This window comes from Mesorhizobium sp. WSM3859 (assembly GCF_002295065.1).
Classification (GTDB): Bacteria; Pseudomonadota; Alphaproteobacteria; order Rhizobiales; family Rhizobiaceae; genus Mesorhizobium.
The window spans coordinates 209,578-227,068 of the sequence record NZ_NSGG01000009.1 but is presented as its reverse complement, the minus strand read 5'-3'; the positions used below and the strand labels follow the sequence as shown (position 1 = coordinate 227,068).

The 17,491-nt window shown below is 62.0% G+C and carries 18 protein-coding genes; 10 read left to right on the top strand and 8 right to left on the bottom strand.

Translation table 11 applies throughout. The features are described from left to right. Positions 1-94: 94 nt before the first annotated feature. Both CK230_RS20415 and CK230_RS20410 read right to left on the bottom strand, forming a co-directional pair. Positions 95-1,252, bottom strand: a complete 1,158-nt coding sequence (locus tag CK230_RS20415; RefSeq protein ID WP_245429986.1) for a glycosyltransferase — start codon at positions 1,250-1,252, stop codon at positions 95-97. A gap of 296 nt (positions 1,253-1,548) precedes the next feature. Then, positions 1,549-1,779 (bottom strand): hypothetical protein, encoded by a 231-nt coding sequence (locus CK230_RS20410; RefSeq protein ID WP_141246062.1) that lies wholly within the window; start codon positions 1,777-1,779, stop codon positions 1,549-1,551. A gap of 576 nt (positions 1,780-2,355) precedes the next feature. On the opposite strand from CK230_RS20410, the gene CK230_RS20405 reads away from it, so the two are divergent. The 5 genes from CK230_RS20405 (at position 2,356) to CK230_RS20385 (ending at position 8,169) form a co-directional block, all read left to right on the top strand. Further along, positions 2,356-3,282 carry a transcriptional regulator gene (locus tag CK230_RS20405; RefSeq protein WP_095818930.1) on the top strand — a complete coding sequence of 309 codons (927 nt, stop codon included), beginning with the start codon at positions 2,356-2,358 and terminating at the stop codon, positions 3,280-3,282. 209 nt (positions 3,283-3,491) lie between these two features. Further along, positions 3,492-4,997: an alpha-N-arabinofuranosidase gene (locus CK230_RS20400; protein ID WP_095818929.1), complete on the top strand. Its 1,506-nt coding sequence runs from the start codon at positions 3,492-3,494 to the stop codon at positions 4,995-4,997. Positions 4,998-5,111: 114 nt separating this feature from the next. After that, positions 5,112-6,386 carry an extracellular solute-binding protein gene (locus CK230_RS20395; protein WP_095818928.1) on the top strand — a complete coding sequence of 425 codons (1,275 nt, stop codon included), beginning with the start codon at positions 5,112-5,114 and terminating at the stop codon, positions 6,384-6,386. A gap of 59 nt (positions 6,387-6,445) precedes the next feature. Continuing rightward, positions 6,446-7,330, top strand: a complete 885-nt coding sequence (locus CK230_RS20390) for a sugar ABC transporter permease (protein WP_095818927.1) — start codon at positions 6,446-6,448, stop codon at positions 7,328-7,330. Next, positions 7,327-8,169 (top strand): carbohydrate ABC transporter permease, encoded by an 843-nt coding sequence (locus CK230_RS20385; protein WP_095818926.1) that lies wholly within the window; start codon positions 7,327-7,329, stop codon positions 8,167-8,169. The genes CK230_RS20390 and CK230_RS20385 overlap by 4 nt, the downstream gene beginning before the upstream one ends. Positions 8,170-8,215: 46 nt before the next feature. On the opposite strand, the gene CK230_RS20380 is transcribed toward CK230_RS20385, so the two are convergent. From CK230_RS20380 to CK230_RS20350, 6 genes are all read right to left on the bottom strand, one after another. Then, positions 8,216-9,289, bottom strand: coding sequence for an ABC transporter ATP-binding protein (locus tag CK230_RS20380; protein ID WP_095818925.1), 1,074 nt, complete (start codon positions 9,287-9,289; stop codon positions 8,216-8,218). A gap of 240 nt (positions 9,290-9,529) precedes the next feature. Further along, a complete protein-coding gene (locus CK230_RS20370) occupies positions 9,530-10,819 on the bottom strand; it encodes an FAD-dependent oxidoreductase (protein ID WP_176480156.1) in 1,290 nt (429 codons plus the stop codon). A 5-nt stretch (positions 10,820-10,824) separates the two neighbouring features. Then, positions 10,825-11,802 (bottom strand): branched-chain amino acid ABC transporter permease, encoded by a 978-nt coding sequence (locus tag CK230_RS20365; RefSeq protein ID WP_176480155.1) that lies wholly within the window; start codon positions 11,800-11,802, stop codon positions 10,825-10,827. Further along, a complete protein-coding gene (locus CK230_RS20360) occupies positions 11,799-12,707 on the bottom strand; it encodes a branched-chain amino acid ABC transporter permease (RefSeq protein WP_095818922.1) in 909 nt (302 codons plus the stop codon). Before CK230_RS20360 ends, CK230_RS20365 begins: the two co-directional genes overlap by 4 nt. Further along, a complete protein-coding gene (locus CK230_RS20355; protein WP_095818921.1) occupies positions 12,704-13,471 on the bottom strand; it encodes an ABC transporter ATP-binding protein in 768 nt (255 codons plus the stop codon). The genes CK230_RS20360 and CK230_RS20355 overlap by 4 nt, the downstream gene beginning before the upstream one ends. Next, entirely contained in the window at positions 13,468-14,268 is an 801-nt protein-coding gene (locus CK230_RS20350) for an ABC transporter ATP-binding protein (RefSeq protein ID WP_095818920.1), read from the bottom strand. The genes CK230_RS20355 and CK230_RS20350 overlap by 4 nt, the downstream gene beginning before the upstream one ends. Before the next feature lie 156 nt (positions 14,269-14,424). Between CK230_RS20350 and CK230_RS20345 the strand changes: the two genes are divergently transcribed. Genes CK230_RS20345 through CK230_RS20325 form a run of 5 tightly spaced genes read left to right on the top strand, consistent with a single transcriptional unit; the run spans position 14,425 to position 17,491 of the window. Then, positions 14,425-15,153, top strand: coding sequence for a GntR family transcriptional regulator (locus CK230_RS20345; protein WP_095818971.1), 729 nt, complete (start codon positions 14,425-14,427; stop codon positions 15,151-15,153). A gap of 1 nt (position 15,154) precedes the next feature. Further along, a complete protein-coding gene (locus CK230_RS20340) occupies positions 15,155-15,643 on the top strand; it encodes a DUF3830 family protein (protein ID WP_095818919.1) in 489 nt (162 codons plus the stop codon). Between the two features lie 2 nt (positions 15,644-15,645). Beyond that, complete coding sequence (locus CK230_RS20335; RefSeq protein WP_095818918.1) at positions 15,646-16,005, top strand: TIGR04076 family protein; 360 nt, start codon at positions 15,646-15,648, stop codon at positions 16,003-16,005. Continuing rightward, positions 16,002-17,057, top strand: a complete 1,056-nt coding sequence (locus CK230_RS20330) for an aldo/keto reductase (protein ID WP_095818917.1) — start codon at positions 16,002-16,004, stop codon at positions 17,055-17,057. Before CK230_RS20335 ends, CK230_RS20330 begins: the two co-directional genes overlap by 4 nt. Positions 17,058-17,062: 5 nt before the next feature. Continuing rightward, positions 17,063-17,491, top strand: coding sequence for a hypothetical protein (locus CK230_RS20325; protein WP_095818916.1), 429 nt, complete (start codon positions 17,063-17,065; stop codon positions 17,489-17,491).

Below are 17,491 nucleotides of genomic sequence, written 5' to 3'. Positions count from 1 at the left end.
GCTCTGCGATGGGGAAACGTGTGGCGACAGTTATTCTGCGAAACTAACATATAGGCGAGAGATGCCCATGCGCGATCAGGGTTCCGGGCTCGCCTTATCCGCCCAGGAGCAAGCCTCTCCAACTCTGCAGGAAGCGTTGTTTCGAGGCGCGTGAAGCAACGCCGCGAAGCTCGCGGCTGGTCTGTGCCTTTTCCGCCGAACTCCGTGAAAGGGCGCGGCGCATCGCCTGTCCGATTGCAGTCGTGTCCTTTGGAGGGACTTGCACGCAGACGCCTTCCACCGCTTCCACCAATGCACTTCCCTCGGAGACGATCGATAAGAGGCCCATATAGGCCGCCTCCAAGGCAGGCATGCCAAACCCTTCCAAGAGACTCGGCAGAACGAATGCTTCTGCATTCGCGTAGAGCCAGCGCAACTGGCTGTCTGACACATAACCAGGCAACACGGTCCCTGGTATCGATTTCGCGAGATCAATGATCTTGTCACGGCCCTCGCCACGCGAGCCGCAAAGCACATATTTGATGCCTTGCTTGTGGAACTCGCCGTCTCGATACGCCTCAAGCGCGGTGATCTGGTTCTTGCGGGTTTCAAAGGCGCCGACCGTCAGGAAAAATTGCCCGTCGACACCAGGAGGGGCTTCCAGTGCGCCGTCGAACAGGCCAGTTCGCACATATAGCGGAATCGTGGTCAGGAACCGGAAGTTCGATCCAAAGAGCGAAACGAAATTATCCTTCGACCAATTACTCACGAAAATGATTCCAGGCCTGTGCCTGCGGATTTTTCCATACGCGACACGGTAATTTTGGACGGTCACAGCATCGTATAGAAAACTATGGCTCAAAGGGCCGACGTCATGGCAAAGCACAATGTCATTTTCGGCGAGCTCTGACCTCAGCACAAAGAGAGGGTCGAGAAATATCCGCGTGTCGCTCCCCGCGGTTTTGCCGCCGATCAAGAAGTGTCGGCTGTCCTTGAGCCAACTGATTTCCAGCATCATCAGGCGAGCCGCGATTTTGCGGGCCAGGCCTTCGGGGCCACGCGAACCAAGGCGCCAGTACCGAGCCTGCGCGTGTTCGGGCACGAACTCCTGGCAAAGGTCTTTGGCGATGTGCCAAGCACCGGTCCTGTTCAGTATCGATAGCGAGTTTTCAAAAAGTAGACGACCGACGGCTGCGCCGGCGAGTGGTGAGGGACCAGCTGTCGCAATAGTTGTCGGCCCCACAATGCCTCGACTGTTGGAAAGATGCAGCAAGTTGCAACCCGAACAATAGCTTCAAACCGGTGGCGGCTTTCGGTTCGCCTCAAGCTATCGGTCAATTGCCCTTCGTCAATGCGACTCGGGGGTCGAGGGCTCGGCCAAAAGGGGAAGACGTGTCTAAGCTGATCGGATGTTGGTGTTTAGGCCAGTCTGCAAGCAGGAATCGATGTCACCATCCTCCATCGTAGCGTTTTGCAGAAAGTTCCCGATCATTTGTGTGAGATCAATGCTATCCGGCCTGCCATGAGAGGATGCTACGCCGATGTCAGTCAATCGTTTCCTACACGGGCTCAATCCTGACCTTCAACAGGCAAGTAGGCAGGTGCAGTCTCGTCGTATGCGAGCTTCAAAAAGCTGCGCGCTTTGAAGTTGACTTCAGCCGTGTATACCACACGACCCTCAGTGTCCCTGACATGAATTGCTACTGTCCCAATCTGCATCTTCGGGACCAAGTCCTTCGCTGCATCAACCACTGCTTTGGCTGCTTGCAGTTTGGCAGCGACGAGGTCGGCCACATCCAAGCCGTCCTCATCTCGGACCAAGGTGCTGTCCTCATACGCATCGAAGTAAAATCGCATTGGAATTCAAACCAGCATGTCAGTTCGATCGGATGGAAGGGGCTTTTAAGCTCATCCTGCTCGTTTCTGGAGGCCGGTAGGACCAATGCCACCAAATGCCCGACTTCAGTCGCTCGTTAGCTACCCGGTCGATGACGAAAGTTGCTGTGGCCGGCACCCCTTTGGGGTAGGAGCCGGCCTAAGTCCGCCTAATATGGCGGGATGGCGAATGTTGCCCGCGTAGCAAGGCGTGATCACGTTGGATGCTCGGTAGGCAACTCAGCCATCTTTCACTATTTTCATCGGCAGCTTGGAAGCAGGCACGCCCACGTACTGCGCCTGAAGAATGAGGACTTCTCTCGCGATCCGGCGGTCCTGGAGCGGCTGAAGCGCCGCCCGTTGTGGCCGTGCTGGTCAACTACTGAATGACGAAGTCGCTACGAAAGATATGCCAGCTAGGGGGGTCAATCATAATGCCAACCGTCTTTATTTGTATCTGATCTGCTGATACATAACCCCGTGTGACGAGTGCGGGGCCATATGTCGAATGAAATCATGGTTGTCGATCCGCTTGAGCAGCTTGACTTGCTGAAGAGCCTCGCGAGCGAGGTCCGGGTCCGGATTCTCGATCTGCTGCACCGCAAGGGGCCGAAAAACGTCAATCAAGTGGCCGAGGAACTCGGTCTTCCGCAATCGACGATTTCCGCCAACATCCAGGTTCTTGTCGATGTCGGTTTGATCGAGACGAAATCACAGAAGGCGCGCAAGGGAAGCCAGAAGGTTTGCTATTCGACCTTCTCTGAGCTGGTTGTCGTCTTTAAGGACCGCGCCCCAGCGCAGGATCTCGGGGTCATAGAGGTGGCGATGCCGCTTGGACTCTATACAAGATGCGAAGTTTCCGCTCCCTGCGGCCTGTGTTCAAAGGACGGCGTCATCGGACTTCTCGATGTGCCCGACACCTTCCTTGATCCTGACCGTATGCGGGCAGGGCTGCTGTGGTTCACGCGCGGCTTCGTCGAATACCAGTTTCCCAACAATGCGACGCTTGCCAATGCCAAGGTCGGCGGGTTGGAACTAGCGATGGAGCTTTCGTCAGAGGTGCCGGGCACATCGAAGGATTGGCCATCAGACATCACGGTAGCGATCAACGGACACGAGATAGATACCTGGACGGCGCCAGCCGACTATGGGGACAAGCGCGGCAAGCATACGCCCGGCTGGTGGAAACTGGCCGGATCGCAATATGGTGACCTCGCACACTGGCGCGTCACGAACAATGGCACCTATCGCAACAATGAGAAGGTTTCCAAATGCTCGCTGGCTGATCTGGAACTCGGGCGGCACCGCTCGATCCGGATACGAATCGGCGTGAAGGAAGATGCGCGTCACCCCGGCGGCATCAATATTTTCGGCAGCGGCTTCGGCAATTACAGCAAAGACATCGTTCTGCGCCTGCTGAAGGCTTGAGGGCATCTTAAAGCGTGTCGCGCTGAACCGGATTCAGGCGACGCGCTTTAAGTCTTTGTTTTGATGCATGTCGTTGTCCCAGAACCGCGCACACTTCTGGGCGACATGCATTAGGCCCTTGACGGGCGAGCGAACTCCGCCATTAACTGGTCCCGAGACCCGGATATAAACCGGGAAGTCGGATTGACAATCCGGGGTGGGAGGGATCAATGAAGGCCAGAGTCACGGCGAATGCGGCCTATGCCGTCGCGGATATCGACAAACGTCTTTACGGCTCCTTTCTCGAGCATCTTGGCCGGGCGGTCTACACGGGCATCTACGAGCCCGGACATCCGCAAGCGGACGCACAGGGGATGCGCAAGGACGTGATCGAGCTGGTGCGCGCGCTCGACACTCCGATCTGCCGCTACCCGGGTGGCAACTTCGTGTCGGCCTACAATTGGGAAGACGGCATAGGCCCAAAGGAGAACCGCCCGCGGCGGCTCGATCTCGCTTGGCGCACCACGGAGCCGAACCTGGTTGGAATCCACGAATTCGCCGACTGGGCTGAAAAGGCCGGCACCGAGATGATGCTTGCGGTCAATCTCGGTTCCCGCGGCCTCGATGAGGCGCGGGCCTTCGTTGAATACGTCAACCACCCGGGCGGCAGCTACTGGTCCGACCTCAGGGCCAAGAACGGCCGCGCGCAACCCTGGAACTGCCGCCTCTGGTGTCTCGGCAATGAAATGGACGGCCCCTGGCAGGTTGGCCACAAGACGGCGGGCGAATACGGCCATCTCGCCAACGAGACCGCCAAGGCGCTGCGTGGCCTCGACCCGACGGTGGAACTGGTCGTCTGCGGCTCGTCGCATTCCAATATGCCGACCTATCCGCAGTGGGAAGCAACCGTGCTGGAAGCGACCTACGAGCAGGTCGACTACATCTCCCTCCACATGTATTTCGAGAACTACGAGAAGAATACGGCCGAATATCTCGCCCTCCCGGCCAAGCTCGACCGCTACATCGGCACGGTCTCCGGCATCATCGACTACGTAAAGGCCAAGACCCGCTCGAAGCGGGACGTGAAGATCTCCTTCGACGAGTGGAACGTGTGGTACCATCAGCGCAAGCAGGACGCCGAGCGCATGCGCGCCTGGGACTGGCCGGAGGCGCCCAGGCTTCTGGAAGACATCTACAATTTCGAGGACGTGCTGCAGGTCGGCTGCATCATCAACACCTTCATCCGCCGGTCGGATGTCGTTCGCATCGCCTGCATAGCGCAGTTGGTGAACGTTATCGCGCCGATCATGACCGATCCCGGCGGCAGCGCCTGGCGGCAGACGATCTACTGGCCTTTTATGCTGGCCTCCAGGCACGGCCGCGGCACCGCGCTGCAGCTCGCGGTCGAGGTGCCTACCTATGACGCGGCCGCGGCCGACAAGGTGCCGTGGCTCGACATTGCGGGCGTGCACGATTCGAACGCCGGCACGCTGACCTTCTTCGCAATCAACCGGCATGGGTCCGAGACGATAGAGGCCGAAATCGCCCTCGAGCGGTTTGCCGCCAAGTCCATCGAGCATACGATCATCCGTCATGACGATCTCGAGGCCTGCAACACGAAGGACGCGCCGGACAACGTGTCGCCGGCCAAAGGCAACGGAGCAGCGCTCAGCAGCAAGGGAATGACGCTGAACTTGCCGCCGCACTCCTACTCGATGGTGCGCGTGACACTCTGATTTAATATCCGACTATCAGATATATACCGTAAAATCCGTTGCAGGCGGATTGGTTTGGTGTAGCATCGAAACGTTCAAGGCGGATCTAACCGCCGTGCTCGGGAGGAAGCTGAGATGAACTTTCGCAATATGATGGCCGTTGCGGTGGTTGCGGCCGGAGGATTCTGGGTCGTCGCGGCCCAGGCCGAAGAAACCGTCGCATGGTGGGATTTCCTCGGCGGCGGTGACGGTGTGCGCATGAAGCAGATGATCTCCGACTTCAACGCCGCCCACGCCGGCAAGATCAAGATCGACGCCACGACACTGGAGTGGGGAACGCCCTTCTACACGAAGGTGCAGACCTCGGCCGCGGTCGGTGAGGCGCCAGACGTCATGACCTATCATGCCAGCCGCATCCCCTTGGCGGTCAGCCAGGACATCCTCGAAGAAATCACCGCCGACGACATGAGCAAGATGGGCCTCTCGGCGTCGGACTTCGCCCAGACGACGATGGACGCCGTGACGGTCGACGGCAAGCAATACGCAGTGCCGCTCGATACCCATCCAATCGTTCTTTACTACAATCGCGACCTCCTGAAGAAGGCAGGCGTGCTTGGCGGCGACGGCCGTCCCATGGGCATGGGCAACAAGGAGGAGTTTACCGCGACACTGCAGAAGTTGAAGGATGCCGGCGTCGAGTTCCCGTTGGGTAGTGTCACCGCTGACGGCAACTTCATGTACCGAACCATTTACTCGCTGGTTTGCCAGCAAGGCGGCGAGCTTCTGACGGGCAACGAGTTCCTCGCCGGGGACAATCCCGAAAAGCTGGAGAAGGCGCTAGCGGTTCTGCAAGGGTGGACGAAGGCCGGGCTGCAGTCGACCTATACGGACTATCCCGCAACCGTCGCCCTGTTCACCTCGGGCAAGGCCGCGATGATGATCAACGGCGTCTGGGAGGTTCCCACGATGACCGACCTCGCCAAGCAAGGCAAGTTGTTCGACTGGGGTGCCGTCGAGATCCCGGTGATCTTCGACAAACCATGCACCTATGCGGACAGCCACTCGTTCGCAATCCCGAAGAACAAGGGCAAGGAGATCAGCCCGCAAAAGCGTGCCGCGGTGCTCGAGGTGATCTCATGGATGGACAAGCACTCGCTGTTCTGGGCTACGGCAGGCCACATCCCTGCCTATAAGCCGGTCACCGAGACGGCCGAATACAAGGCAATGGAGCCCAACGCGACCTACTCGACGCTGACGGCCAACATGATCTTCGATCCAAGGTCGCCCAAGGCTGGTGTCGCCGGGCCGATCTTCGACATCATGTCCAATTATTTCGTGCCGACCCTCAACGGAGAGATGGACCCGGCCGAGGCGGTGAAATCCATCAAGGAAGAGCTGAACAGCATGTAGAAGCTCAAAGGCTGGGACCATCCTGCCCGGAACGGTCCCAGCCTGTTTGAGGAAGAACCATGCTTCGCAACTCCCGCACTGAACGTCTTGTCGCGCTGGTGCTGGTCGGTCCCTTCCTGGCGATCTACCTGCTGGCGTTCGTCTATCCGACGGTTCAGATGTTCCGGATCTCCTTCACTGATGCGCCGCTGATCGGCGCGGGCCAGTGGGTTGGTCTCGAAAACTACCTGCGGCTCGACAACGACCCGATGTTCCGGCGAGCGCTCTGGAACACCGCTTACTTCGTGCTGATGACGGTCATCCCCGGGACACTCATCGCCCTGTTGATCGCGCTTGGCGTGTCACGCCTCAAGGGCCGCTTCCAGGCCATCGTGCTGGCGCTGTTCTTCCTGCCCTACATCCTGCCGGTGTCCGTGGTCTATCTGATCTGGGACTGGACGCTCAACTTCCAGTTCGGGATAGCGATGCATGTGCTGGACTGGCTGGCAATCCCGCGCGTGCCGGTCTTTAAGTCGCGCGTCTGGTTCTTGCCGGCTGTGGCTGGGGTGACGATCTGGTGGACCGCGGGCTTCTCGATCCTCCTCTTCCTCGCCGGACTGCGGTCAATACCGGCGGAGATCTACGAAGCCGCGGCGCTCGACAACTCGACGCGATGGACCACGTTTCGTCGCATCACCTGGCCACTGCTATGGCCGATCACCTCGCTGGTGTTCACCATCCAACTGATCCTGCAGCTCAAGATCTTCGACCAGGTCTATCTGTTCTCGATCGGCGGCCGGCCGAACGACAACATGGTGCTCGTCTACTACGTCTTCCAGAAGGCCTTCCAGCAGAATCAGGGAGGCAGGGCGGCGGCTGTCGCCGTGACCCTTTTCGTGCTTGTGGTCGTCGTCTCGGTCCTGCAATTTCAACTGCTCCGGTTCGCCGAAAGGCGGCGCCGATGAACGTAATGGCTGCGCAACGCTGGAACTTTTGGGGCGGGACAATCACGGCGCTGACGGTCGTCTGGGCCATCCTATGGGCGTTCCCGCTCTATTGGGGGGTGATCTCATCGCTCAAGCCGGACGACGAGGTCGTTCGGCCGTACATCGAACTCTGGCCCGAGACGCCGACGCTGGAGAACTACATTGACGCCCTGACCACCACACAGATCGGTCTCTGGTACATCAATTCGGTAGCGGTCGCGGTCGGCGTAACGGTCATCACCATCTTCACCTCGATGCTGTGCGGCTACGCGATCTCGCAGTTGCGGTTCCCGGGGCGGATCGCGCTATGGTGGCTGATCCTTGCCTCCTTCATGGTGCCAATTTCAGCGCTTATCATCAATCATTTCGTGCTGGTCGCCAACCTTGGCCTGATTAACAGCTGGGCCGGAATCATGTTGCCGCAGCTTATCCACCCCGTCATTATCATCGTGTACAAGCAGTTCTTCGATCAGGTCCCGAAGGACTTCCGCGAGGCCGCGGTCATGGACAATGCGTCTGAATTCGGAATCCTCTTCAAGATCTACATGCCGATGAACTGGGGGGTAACGACGGCGCTGTCGATCGTCTGCTTCATCTGGACGTGGAATGCGTTTTTGTGGCCGTTCCTCTCCGTGACCCGCACCGAGATGATGACGATTACCGTCGGCATCACGCAGGTCAATGACGCCTTCGGTGTCTATTATGCGCGCCAGCTGTCGGCAGCCGTGCTGGCCGGCCTTCCGGTGGCACTGGCCTATCTTTTCTTCCAGCGCCGAGTAACCGAAGCAATAACGCTCTCGGCAGGCATCAAGGGTTAAAACGCGCCGCGCAGAACCGGATTCAGCCTGATGGGTTCGGGCCCCGTCAGCGCGCGTGCCAGGTCGATCCGTCAGCGGCGAAGAGATGCAGGGCGTCGGTGTCGAACTTCAGCCGAACGACGTCGCCCGGTTTGACACTCGAAAGCGCGCGATCCTGTGCCGTAACTTGCGTCCCATCCGCAAGCCGCGCATAGACGAGCGTTCGCTCGCCAAGGCGCTCCACAACGGTGGCCGTGGCGGATGTTTCATTGCCCTCGGAGACGACGGTCAGCGATTCCGGCCGCACTCCGAGTTCGTGCCAATCCATGTTGACCGGCGCGCCAGGAAGTCCGACGAGCGATCCATCGGTCAAGCGCGCATTGAGCCTGTCGCCTGAGCCCGAAACCGTAACAGGCAGAATGTTCATCGCCGGAGACCCGACGAAGGTCGCAACGAATCGCGACGCCGGACGTGCATAAACCTCGTCGGGTCTTCCCATCTGTTCTATCCGGCAATCATTGAGAATCACAATACGGTCGGCGAGCGTCATCGCTTCCACCTGGTCGTGAGTGACGTAGATCATCGTCGACTTCAAACGGTGATGCAATTCGGCGAGCTCGACCCGTGTACGGGCTCGAAGCGCCGCGTCTAGATTGGAGAGCGGCTCGTCGAACAGGAATGCCTTGGGCTCCTTGACGATCGCCCGCCCGATGGCCGCGCGCTGGCGCTGCCCGCCGGAGAGCTGCGACGGCCGCCGGTTGAGCAGCGCTTCGATCTCCAAGATACGCGCAGCCTCAGCGATTCGTTGGCGTATGACATCCGGCGCGACCCGAATGTTCCTTAGCCCGAAGGCCATGTTCTCCGCGACCGTCATATGCGGGTAAAGGGCATAGTTCTGGAAGACCATCGCAACGTTGCGCCTGCCCGGCGCAAGGTTTTCCGAGCGCACCCCGTCGATCGTCAGCGTGCCCTCGTCAATGCTTTCGAGGCCGGCGATCATCCGCAGCAGCGTCGTCTTGCCAGAACCGGACGGACCCAGAAACACGACCAGCTCTCCTGGCTCAATGTCCAGGCTCACGTCGCGGATCACCTGGACCGCGCCAAAGTGCTTTGATACGCCCGACAGCGCGATTCCCGTCATGCTTGCGATCCTCCTTTCCTGCATAATTTCGGATAAATACCCGATGTCAAGGAATGTGGAGCTACGGCACAATGAGCGCGGTGCCGGCGCCCGGATACTCATAACCATCATCGAGGCGGTGAGGGCTCAGGGCACCCCTTGGCTTCCCCTTGAAACTGGCAGCGGTTCATCATTCGAGATGAGGGATGGTTGAATTTTGGCTGCGAAACACAATCCAGAGTCTTCTGATCCGGAACTGTCCTAACCGGGGCGATCAAGCCGGTCCCGCAACATGCTCCAAGGCAGCAGCATGTTGGGCGCGTAGCGCAGCAGGCCGTGAAAGGGGATCGGCGCCGGCGGCGCGAATGGCAGCGGCAGGTAGTGCCCTTCTGTCCCGGCCGCCCAGTCGGCCAGCACCTTGCCCATGGCCGTGGTCATGGCGATGCCGCGTCCATTGCAGGCGCGGGCCGCCATCAGACCTGGGCCGAGGTCGATCAGATGCGGCAGGAAATCCGGTTCGACGGCGGCGATTCCCGACCAGCTATGCTCAAGCGGCGGCAGGTCGGGCAGTTCCAAGCGCTTCGCCAACCGTCGCCAGATTGTCCGCGGTACGCGCCTGTCGGAGCCCGCGCTTACCACATGCATGCCGCCGCTGATCAGCCGGTTCTGGGCATCGAAGCGGAAGGTGATGAGATTGCGTCTGGTGTCGGAGAAGCCCTGACCTCCAGGCAGCAGGCGCTGGCGCGTCTTCGATGGCAGCGGCGCCGTCGCGATCTGGAAAACCTTCAGCGGGAAATAGGTGCGCTGCAGTGTCGGGTTGAGCGCTCCGCCATAGGCGTTGGTGGCGATCAGCACCTTGCCGGAACGCAACGAACCCGATGGCGTCGTCACTGTCCAGCCGTCGGACGAACGGTCGATCGATGTGACACGTGTGTGCTCGAAAATCCGCGCGCCGGCCCTTTCGGCCGCATCGGCCAGTCCGCGCGCGAATGCGACCGGATTGAGCACGCCGCCCGAGCGGTCCATCCAGCCGCCGGCATAGCCTCGCGCGCCGGTCAGCGCCTCGGTCTGCTGGCTGTCGAGCATCACCGCCGGCCTGCCGCGCTCCGCCCATTGCCTGGCGCGGGATCGGATTTTTTCGAGAGCAGCCAATGAGTGCGCCGCTTGAATCCAGCCGTTCTGAACGGCGTCGCAGGCGATGTTGTGCCGCTCGATCAGGTTGAACACGAGGTCGGCGCTGCCCGCGGCGACCCCGATCAGCCGCTCGCCGCGTTCCGCGCCGAGATGCGCCACTATGACGTCCGGATCCATCTTGGCGAAGTTTGGCACGACGAAGCCCGCGTTGCGGCCTGTGGCGCCCCAGGCAATGATCTCTGCTTCGAGCACAGCCACCGAAAGGCCTTTGCTGGCCGCGTGCAGTGCGGTCGACAGGCCGGCAAAGCCGCCGCCGACAACGGCAAGGTCGACATCGAGGCTATGTTCCAGCGCCGGTCGGAGGCGGTGGTCGCGGCTGACCGCGTGCCACAGGGAATGCGCTTCTTGCTGCGCCATTGCGTTCAGGATCCGCTTTCGCTGGCCGTGGCCTTCGTCCGCTTGCCGAAACGCGCCCGCCGGGGCCGCTCACCGAATATACCGTTCGGCCTGACCAGCAGGATAACGCACAGCATGACGCCGATGGCGACGATCTGCAGGGATGCGGCTCGCGCCTGCTGTTCCGGCGCGAAAAGCACGCTGGTGAGCGCGCCCGAGCCAGCCCATATCGCCCAGACCAGTACGCTGCCCGCAATGGCGCCGGCGTTGCTCCCGGAGCCGCCGACGATCAGCATCACCCAGACCTGGAAGGTGAGGATCGACAGGTAATTGTCGGGAGCGATGAAGCCGATGAAATGCGCCTGCAGCGCGCCGGCAAGCGCCATGATCGCGCCGCCGACGGCAAAGGCCTGGATGCGATAGAAACGCGCGCTCTTGCCCAGCGAGATCGCGGCGCGCTCATCTTCGCGCAGCGCTTTCAGGACGCGGCCCCACGGGCTGCGCGTCAGATGTTCGAGTGCCAGATATGCGGCGAGCGTCACCGCCGAGACGATGGCCAGGTTCGACAGGTTGAAGAGCAGCGGCGTTTCGGCGAGGCCGCCGAAGGGTCGCGGGATGAAGCCGATGCCGAATGGGCCGCCCGTCAGCTTCTGCGCGTTGAGCGCGACCAGTTGCACGACGACCGCAACACCGAAAGTGGTGATTGCCAGATAATCCGATCTGAGCCGCAGCGTGGCGATACCGGTCAACGCGGCGGCAATCCCGCCAACAAACATCGCCCCCAGCCAGCCGATGAGGATCGGCAGGCCGAAGCCGCCCAGCCGGGCGGGGTCGTCGGGCGTGGTGAGCAGCGCCGAAGTGTAGGCTCCGATTGCGACGAAGCCGGCGAGGCCGACATTGAACAGACCTGTCAGCCCCCACTGCAGGTTGAGGCCCAGCGTCACCAGCGAGAAGATCAATGCCGTCGTCAGGAAGAAGGCGCCGTAACCGACAAGATCGATCATCTTTCACGCACCCCGAAGAGCCCGATGGGGCGCACGATCAGCACTGCCATCAGGATGATGAAGGAGACCGCGGCGCGCCATTCAGCACCGATCAGCTGTACCGCGCCGGCCTCGGCAAGGCCGATGATCAGGCCACCCAGCACCGCGCCCGGAATGCTGCCGATGCCACCCAGTATGGCGGCGGCGAACATCGGCAACAGCATGTCGAAACCCATCAGTGGACGGATCTGAACCAACACGCCGATCATCACGCCGGCGACGCAGGCCAGTGATGCGCCGATGACCCAGGTGACGCGCACGACGCTGGCGACGTCGATGCCGGCGACGCGGGCAAGCGCCGGGTTCTGACTCATCGCCTGCATGGAGCGGCCAGTCTGGGTGCGTGTCGTCAGAAGATGCACGCCCAGCACCAGCGCCGCGGTCAGAAGCAGGAGCGCGATCTGATCGGGCGTGATGCGGATGCCGAACCCGACCGGCATCGCGATCTGGATGGCACGGCTGAAATAGGTCGGGCGCGAGGTGAAGATGAATTCGAGCAGGCTTCTGAGCGCCATCGAGGCACCAAAACTTCCCATCACCGCGATGATCGCCTGCTCCTGCTTGCGCAGCCGCGAAAACAGCACCTTGTCGAGCAGCAGCGCAAGCAGGGCCGTAAAGACCGCGCCGACGACCAGCGCGACGATGAGCGGCCAGCCGAAGGACAAGGGCGCGATCGGCGCCACCTTACCGAACATGGCGGCAATGGCGCCGACCACGGCCAAGGTGGCATAGGTGCCCCAGGCCATGAAATCGCCATGGGCGAAGTTCGAGAAGCGCAGGATGGAATAGGTCAGCGTCACGCCGATGGCGCCAAGTCCGATCATCGAGCCGGTGAGCAGCCCGTCGACGACGAATTGCAGGCTCATGCCGCGCCTCCCGTCTCGGTATGCCGTGCGCTGTCCTTACGGAGCGGCCGCTGGCCGAGATAGAGCTCCGCGATGACCGGATCGTCCCACAGCGTCGAGGCGGCTCCCTGGTGCCGCTCCTTGCCCTCGACCAGCACGTAGGCGCGGTCGCCGATGGCGAGCGCTGCCTTGGCGTTCTGCTCGACCAGCAGGATGGTGACGCCGGACTTGCGGATGTCCGAAAGCATCTCGAACACCATCGACACGAATTTCGGCGACAGTCCGGCCGAGGGTTCGTCGAGCACCAGCACCTTCGGATGGACGATCAGCGCCCGCGCCACCGCGAGCATCTGACGCTGCCCGCCCGAGAGGTTGCCGGCAGGGGTCCGCCGCTGGCGCAGAAGGTCGGGGAAGGCCGCGTACATTTCTTCGATGCGGGCAGGCGCCTGGCGCCGTTCGAGGATGCCGCAGGCGACCTTCAGATTGTCCTCCACCGACATCCGTGGAAAGACGTTTTCGGTCTGCGGCACGAAGGCAAGGCCGAGGCGGACCATGGTGTGGGCCGGCGCCGCGGTGATGTCCTTGCCATCGAGCAGCACCTTGCCCCGGCTGATCGGGACAAGGCCGGCGATGGCCTTGATCAGGCTCGATTTGCCGGCGCCATTCGGCCCGAGGACCACGACGATCTCGCCCTTGTCGACGGTGATCGAGGCGCCGCGCACGATCGACACGCCAGGCTCGTAGCCGGCTTCGAGATCGCTGACGTCCAGCACGGTTTCGCTCATGCCGCGCCTCCGAGATAGGCCTCGATGACGCGCGGGTCCCGCGCCACCTCGTCGGCGGTGCCCTCGCACAAGAGCTCGCCGCTCGCCATCACCAGCACGCGGTGGCAAAGCCGCGTGACCATGTCGATATTGTGCTCGATCAAGAGGAAGGTGATGCCGCTCTCGTTGATATCGCGGATGCGGTCGATGATGACCTCGAGCAGCGTGGCGTTGACGCCGGCCGCCGGCTCGTCGAGCAGGATGATCGCCGGGTCGGCCATCATCACACGGGCGAGCTCGAGCAGCTTGCGCTGGCCACCGGAAAGCACTCGCGCCGGCTCGTGCGCCAGACGGGTCAGCGAGAGGAGCTCCAGCAGCTCGGCGGCTTTCTTCGCGGCGGCTTTCTCTTCGGCGGCGACCCGCCACGGCGTGAGGAAATTGGCAAGCAGCCGCTCGCCGGTCTGCCCTTGCGCGGCAAGCATGACGTTCTCGATCAGCGTCAAATTGGGGAGAGGCCGTGGAATCTGGAACGTACGCCCGAGACCGCGTCCGATGCGGCGGTGCGCGGCCTCGCCGGAAACGGGTACGCCGCCCAGATAGATCTCGCCGCTGGATGGCAGGATGCTGCCGGCCAGAAGGTCGAACATTGTCGTCTTTCCCGCGCCGTTCGGGCCGATCAGGCCCAGAATCTCGCCAGGGCGGACGTCGAACGAGACATTGTTCACGGCAACGAGCCCGCCGAAGCGCCTGACGACATTTTTTGCCGCCAGCACCGGCTGCTGGGTTTCAGCCCCATGCCGTTTCACTGTGTCTCCCATCAGTCCCTCGGGCCGGAAGCGTTTGTCGCTTCCTGATTTTGATATGTGATCACACTTGCTTTGATCACGCTAATCAGCTTTAATTTTCTCCGCAAGCCGAAAACAGGCAGGTCCGCCAAAAACGGTCGCCAGAAAAAGGGCTGGAGTCGGGAGCGCATGCACAAGGCAGCCGTGGAGCGGACCAATGACGTTTTCGCCGCGCAGCTTGCGCCGGTCGGCCGCGAGACTGTGCAGGACCGCGTCTATTCGGAGCTGCGCCGCGCTCTGATCGGCGGCCTGTTCGAGCCAAGTCAGGTGCTGACCATTCGCGGCCTTGCCGACGCGCTGGTCACGTCGACCATGCCGGTGCGTGAGGCGCTCGGACGGCTGATCACGGAAAAAGCGCTCGAGGCGCTGCCCAACCGTTCGGTGCGCGTGCCGCCGATCACGCTGGAGCGGATCGACGACCTGCTGCGCGCGCGCATCCTGATCGAAGGGGAGGCGATCTCGCTCGCCGCAACGCGCATGGGGCCGCGTGGAATTGTGACCGTCGAGGCGCTGCTGCGCGAATGGGACGAGGTTCGGGCGCTCAAGCAAAAGAAGGATGTCGATCGCGAGGTTACGCTGAACCAGAGCTTTCACTTCGAGATCTACCGTGCCTGCGGGTCAGCCGTGCTGATACCGATGATAGAGAGCCTCTGGCTGCAATCCGGCCCATGCATCCGCGTCGCCATCTACGCCTTTTCCGAAGCCGGCGAGGTGGACACCGCGCATTACCATCGCAGCATCGTTGCCGCGCTTGCGGCGCAGAACGCACAGGCCGCACGCGAGGCATTGGTGGCCGACATCAGCCGGCCCTTTGCCTTCCTTCGCGACAAGCTGCAGTCCAAGGCTCGAACGGAGTGAGATGACAAAGGCCGCCATAAAAATCACCGAACCGCGTTCCGGCCTGTCGGCGACGGCACTGCTGCTGCCGGAAAAGGCGCCGGGCAATGCCGCCTTTCTCTGGAGCTATCTGGAGGAGCCGCGCGTGGTCGCCGGCATCCACGCGATGTGGACCGGTCCTGAAATCTCCTGTCCGGTGCCGCAGCCGCATCTGGAGGGCCAGGCCTATGCCCAGCCGTTGCCGGCCGAGAATGCGACGCTGACGCCCCAGCCCGGCGACATCGTGCTCTCCTATGTGCCGCCGCGCATGTGGGGCGGCAATCCGAACGCGATCTTCGACATCGGCCTGTTCTACGGGCAGGGCGCGCGGCTCTTGTTTCCGATCGGGTGGCTCGCTGGAAGCGTCGTCGCACAGGTGCTGCCGGAGCAGCGGGAACGGTTCGCTGTCGCCTGCGGCGTCATTCGCCGCAATGGCGCCTGCGACGTCGCCTTCACGCGAGCGGAGATCTGAAAATGGCCGAGCGCGATGACAGTTTCGAGCTCTTTGATCTTCGCGTCGAGGCGGTCGTCCCCGAGGGCAAGCCGATCTATTGCGGCGCCAAGGCGGGCGACTATTTCGAACTGAAGGGCGAGATGCTGTCGCTGCCGGCGGGGCAGGGCTTTTCGATCTATTCCATTGCCGCCGTGCTGCCGCTGCTGGCGGCCAAGCAACGGCCGACGCACGCCAATGACTGGATGACGTCCGACGCCGAGATCGCCTGTCCAGATCCCAACTGCGCCAGCCGGCTCAGGATCGTCAGGGTGGCCAAGCGGCGGTTCAGCCATGCCGAAACGACGGCGGTGCCGCTGCCGGGGGAGACCGAGCGCAAATGACCGCCAAGACTTTCGAACTTGCCCAAGGCTACGCCATCTCGCGCGTCATTCGCGGCGGCTGGCAATTGGCCGGCGGCCACGGCGCGATAGACCGCGAACAGGCGGTGAGCGATTTGATCGCGACGTTCGACGCCGGCATCTTCACCTATGACTGCGCCGACATCTACACCGGTGTCGAGGAGCTGATCGGCGCCGCGCGTCTGCGGCTTGGCAACGAGCGCGGCCTGGATGCCGCCGCCAGGATGAAGGTACACACCAAGCTGGTGCCTGATCTTGAGCGGCTAGCCGGCATCAGCCGCGACTATATCAGGGGCATCATCGACCAGTCGCTGCGCAGGCTGAAGACCGAGCGCATCGACCTAGTGCAATTCCACTGGTGGGACTATGCGCAGCCTCGTTATGTCGAGGCGATGGGTTGGCTCGACGAGCTCCGCCGCGAGGGTAAGGTTCGCAATCTCGGCACCACCAATTTCGACACGCAGCGGCTAGCCGAAATCCTGGCGGCGGGCATTCCGGTGGTCAGTCAGCAACTGCAATATTCCGTGCTCGACCAGCGTCCTGCCCGCGGCCTTGCCGCGCTGGCGAAGAAACATGGCATGCATTTCCTATGCTACGGTTCGGTTGCCGGCGGCTTCCTCAGCGATCGATGGCTTGGCGCTGCCGAGCCGGCGACGCCGCTCGAAAACCGCTCGCTGGTCAAATACAAGCTGATCATCGACGATTTCGGCGGCTGGGACCTGTTCCAGCAACTGCTGCAGGTATTGAAGACGGTCGGCGATCGCCACGGCGTCGACATCGCCACCATCGCCAGCGCCTGGGTGCTGGAACAGCCGCAGGTCGCGGCCGTCATCGTCGGCGCCCGCAACCAGTCGCACGCGCTTGCCAATGCGGCAATCATGGACGTCCAACTGACCCCTGACGACAAGGCGGCGATCGGCGCCGTAATCGCGCAAAGCCCCGGTCTCGAAGGCGACGTCTACACGCTTGAGCGTGACCGCCATGGCCGCCACGGCTCAATCATGCACTACAATCTGAATGCGGGCCGGGTGTGAGCGCCATGAGCCAGGAGGCCTCGCTGTTTTCCCGCGCCAGCACCGAGATCGTCGATCTGCATCGCTTCTTCGTCGACTGGTTCGTCGCCGCGCGCGCCGATGCGGTCGACTTCGGTCGCTTCGAAGCCGCCATGGGCGAAGGCTTGACCATGATCGCGCCGAGCGGGGCGGTGCTTGGTCGCGATGGGGTCGTCGACCATGTCAGGCAAAGCCGCGCCACCTGCGATGACGGCTTTGCCATCTCGATCGAGGACATTCGGCCCGGCTGGCAAACCGACGACACCATCGTCGTCCTCTATGTCGAGGCGCAGCTGCGCGGTGGCAGGCTCAGCCGCCGCCAGTCGAGCGCCGTCTTCACCACCAGTTCATCGGCGCCCAACGGCGTCGAATGGCGGCATCTGCATGAGACCTGGCTGCAGGTGCCGGAAGGTTGA

Excerpts from the sequence above, each read along its gene's own strand:
- CK230_RS20400 (WP_095818929.1), top strand. The coding sequence starts at position 3,492 with ATGAAGGCCAGAGTCACGGCGAATGCGGCCTATGCCGTCGCGGATATC.
- CK230_RS20350 (WP_095818920.1), bottom strand. The coding sequence starts at position 14,268 with ATGGGAGACACAGTGAAACGGCATGGGGCTGAAACCCAGCAGCCGGTG.
- CK230_RS20370 (WP_176480156.1), bottom strand. The coding sequence starts at position 10,819 with ATGGCGCAGCAAGAAGCGCATTCCCTGTGGCACGCGGTCAGCCGCGAC.
- CK230_RS20395 (WP_095818928.1), top strand. The coding sequence starts at position 5,112 with ATGAACTTTCGCAATATGATGGCCGTTGCGGTGGTTGCGGCCGGAGGA.
- CK230_RS20335 (WP_095818918.1), top strand. The coding sequence starts at position 15,646 with ATGGCCGAGCGCGATGACAGTTTCGAGCTCTTTGATCTTCGCGTCGAG.
- CK230_RS20345 (WP_095818971.1), top strand. The coding sequence starts at position 14,425 with ATGCACAAGGCAGCCGTGGAGCGGACCAATGACGTTTTCGCCGCGCAG.
- CK230_RS20330 (WP_095818917.1), top strand. The coding sequence starts at position 16,002 with ATGACCGCCAAGACTTTCGAACTTGCCCAAGGCTACGCCATCTCGCGC.
- CK230_RS20385 (WP_095818926.1), top strand. The coding sequence starts at position 7,327 with ATGAACGTAATGGCTGCGCAACGCTGGAACTTTTGGGGCGGGACAATC.
- CK230_RS20390 (WP_095818927.1), top strand. The coding sequence starts at position 6,446 with ATGCTTCGCAACTCCCGCACTGAACGTCTTGTCGCGCTGGTGCTGGTC.
- CK230_RS20405 (WP_095818930.1), top strand. The coding sequence starts at position 2,356 with ATGTCGAATGAAATCATGGTTGTCGATCCGCTTGAGCAGCTTGACTTG.
- CK230_RS20365 (WP_176480155.1), bottom strand. The coding sequence starts at position 11,802 with ATGATCGATCTTGTCGGTTACGGCGCCTTCTTCCTGACGACGGCATTG.
- CK230_RS20380 (WP_095818925.1), bottom strand. The coding sequence starts at position 9,289 with ATGACGGGAATCGCGCTGTCGGGCGTATCAAAGCACTTTGGCGCGGTC.
- CK230_RS20340 (WP_095818919.1), top strand. The coding sequence starts at position 15,155 with ATGACAAAGGCCGCCATAAAAATCACCGAACCGCGTTCCGGCCTGTCG.
- CK230_RS20360 (WP_095818922.1), bottom strand. The coding sequence starts at position 12,707 with ATGAGCCTGCAATTCGTCGTCGACGGGCTGCTCACCGGCTCGATGATC.
- CK230_RS20355 (WP_095818921.1), bottom strand. The coding sequence starts at position 13,471 with ATGAGCGAAACCGTGCTGGACGTCAGCGATCTCGAAGCCGGCTACGAG.
- CK230_RS20325 (WP_095818916.1), top strand. The coding sequence starts at position 17,063 with ATGAGCCAGGAGGCCTCGCTGTTTTCCCGCGCCAGCACCGAGATCGTC.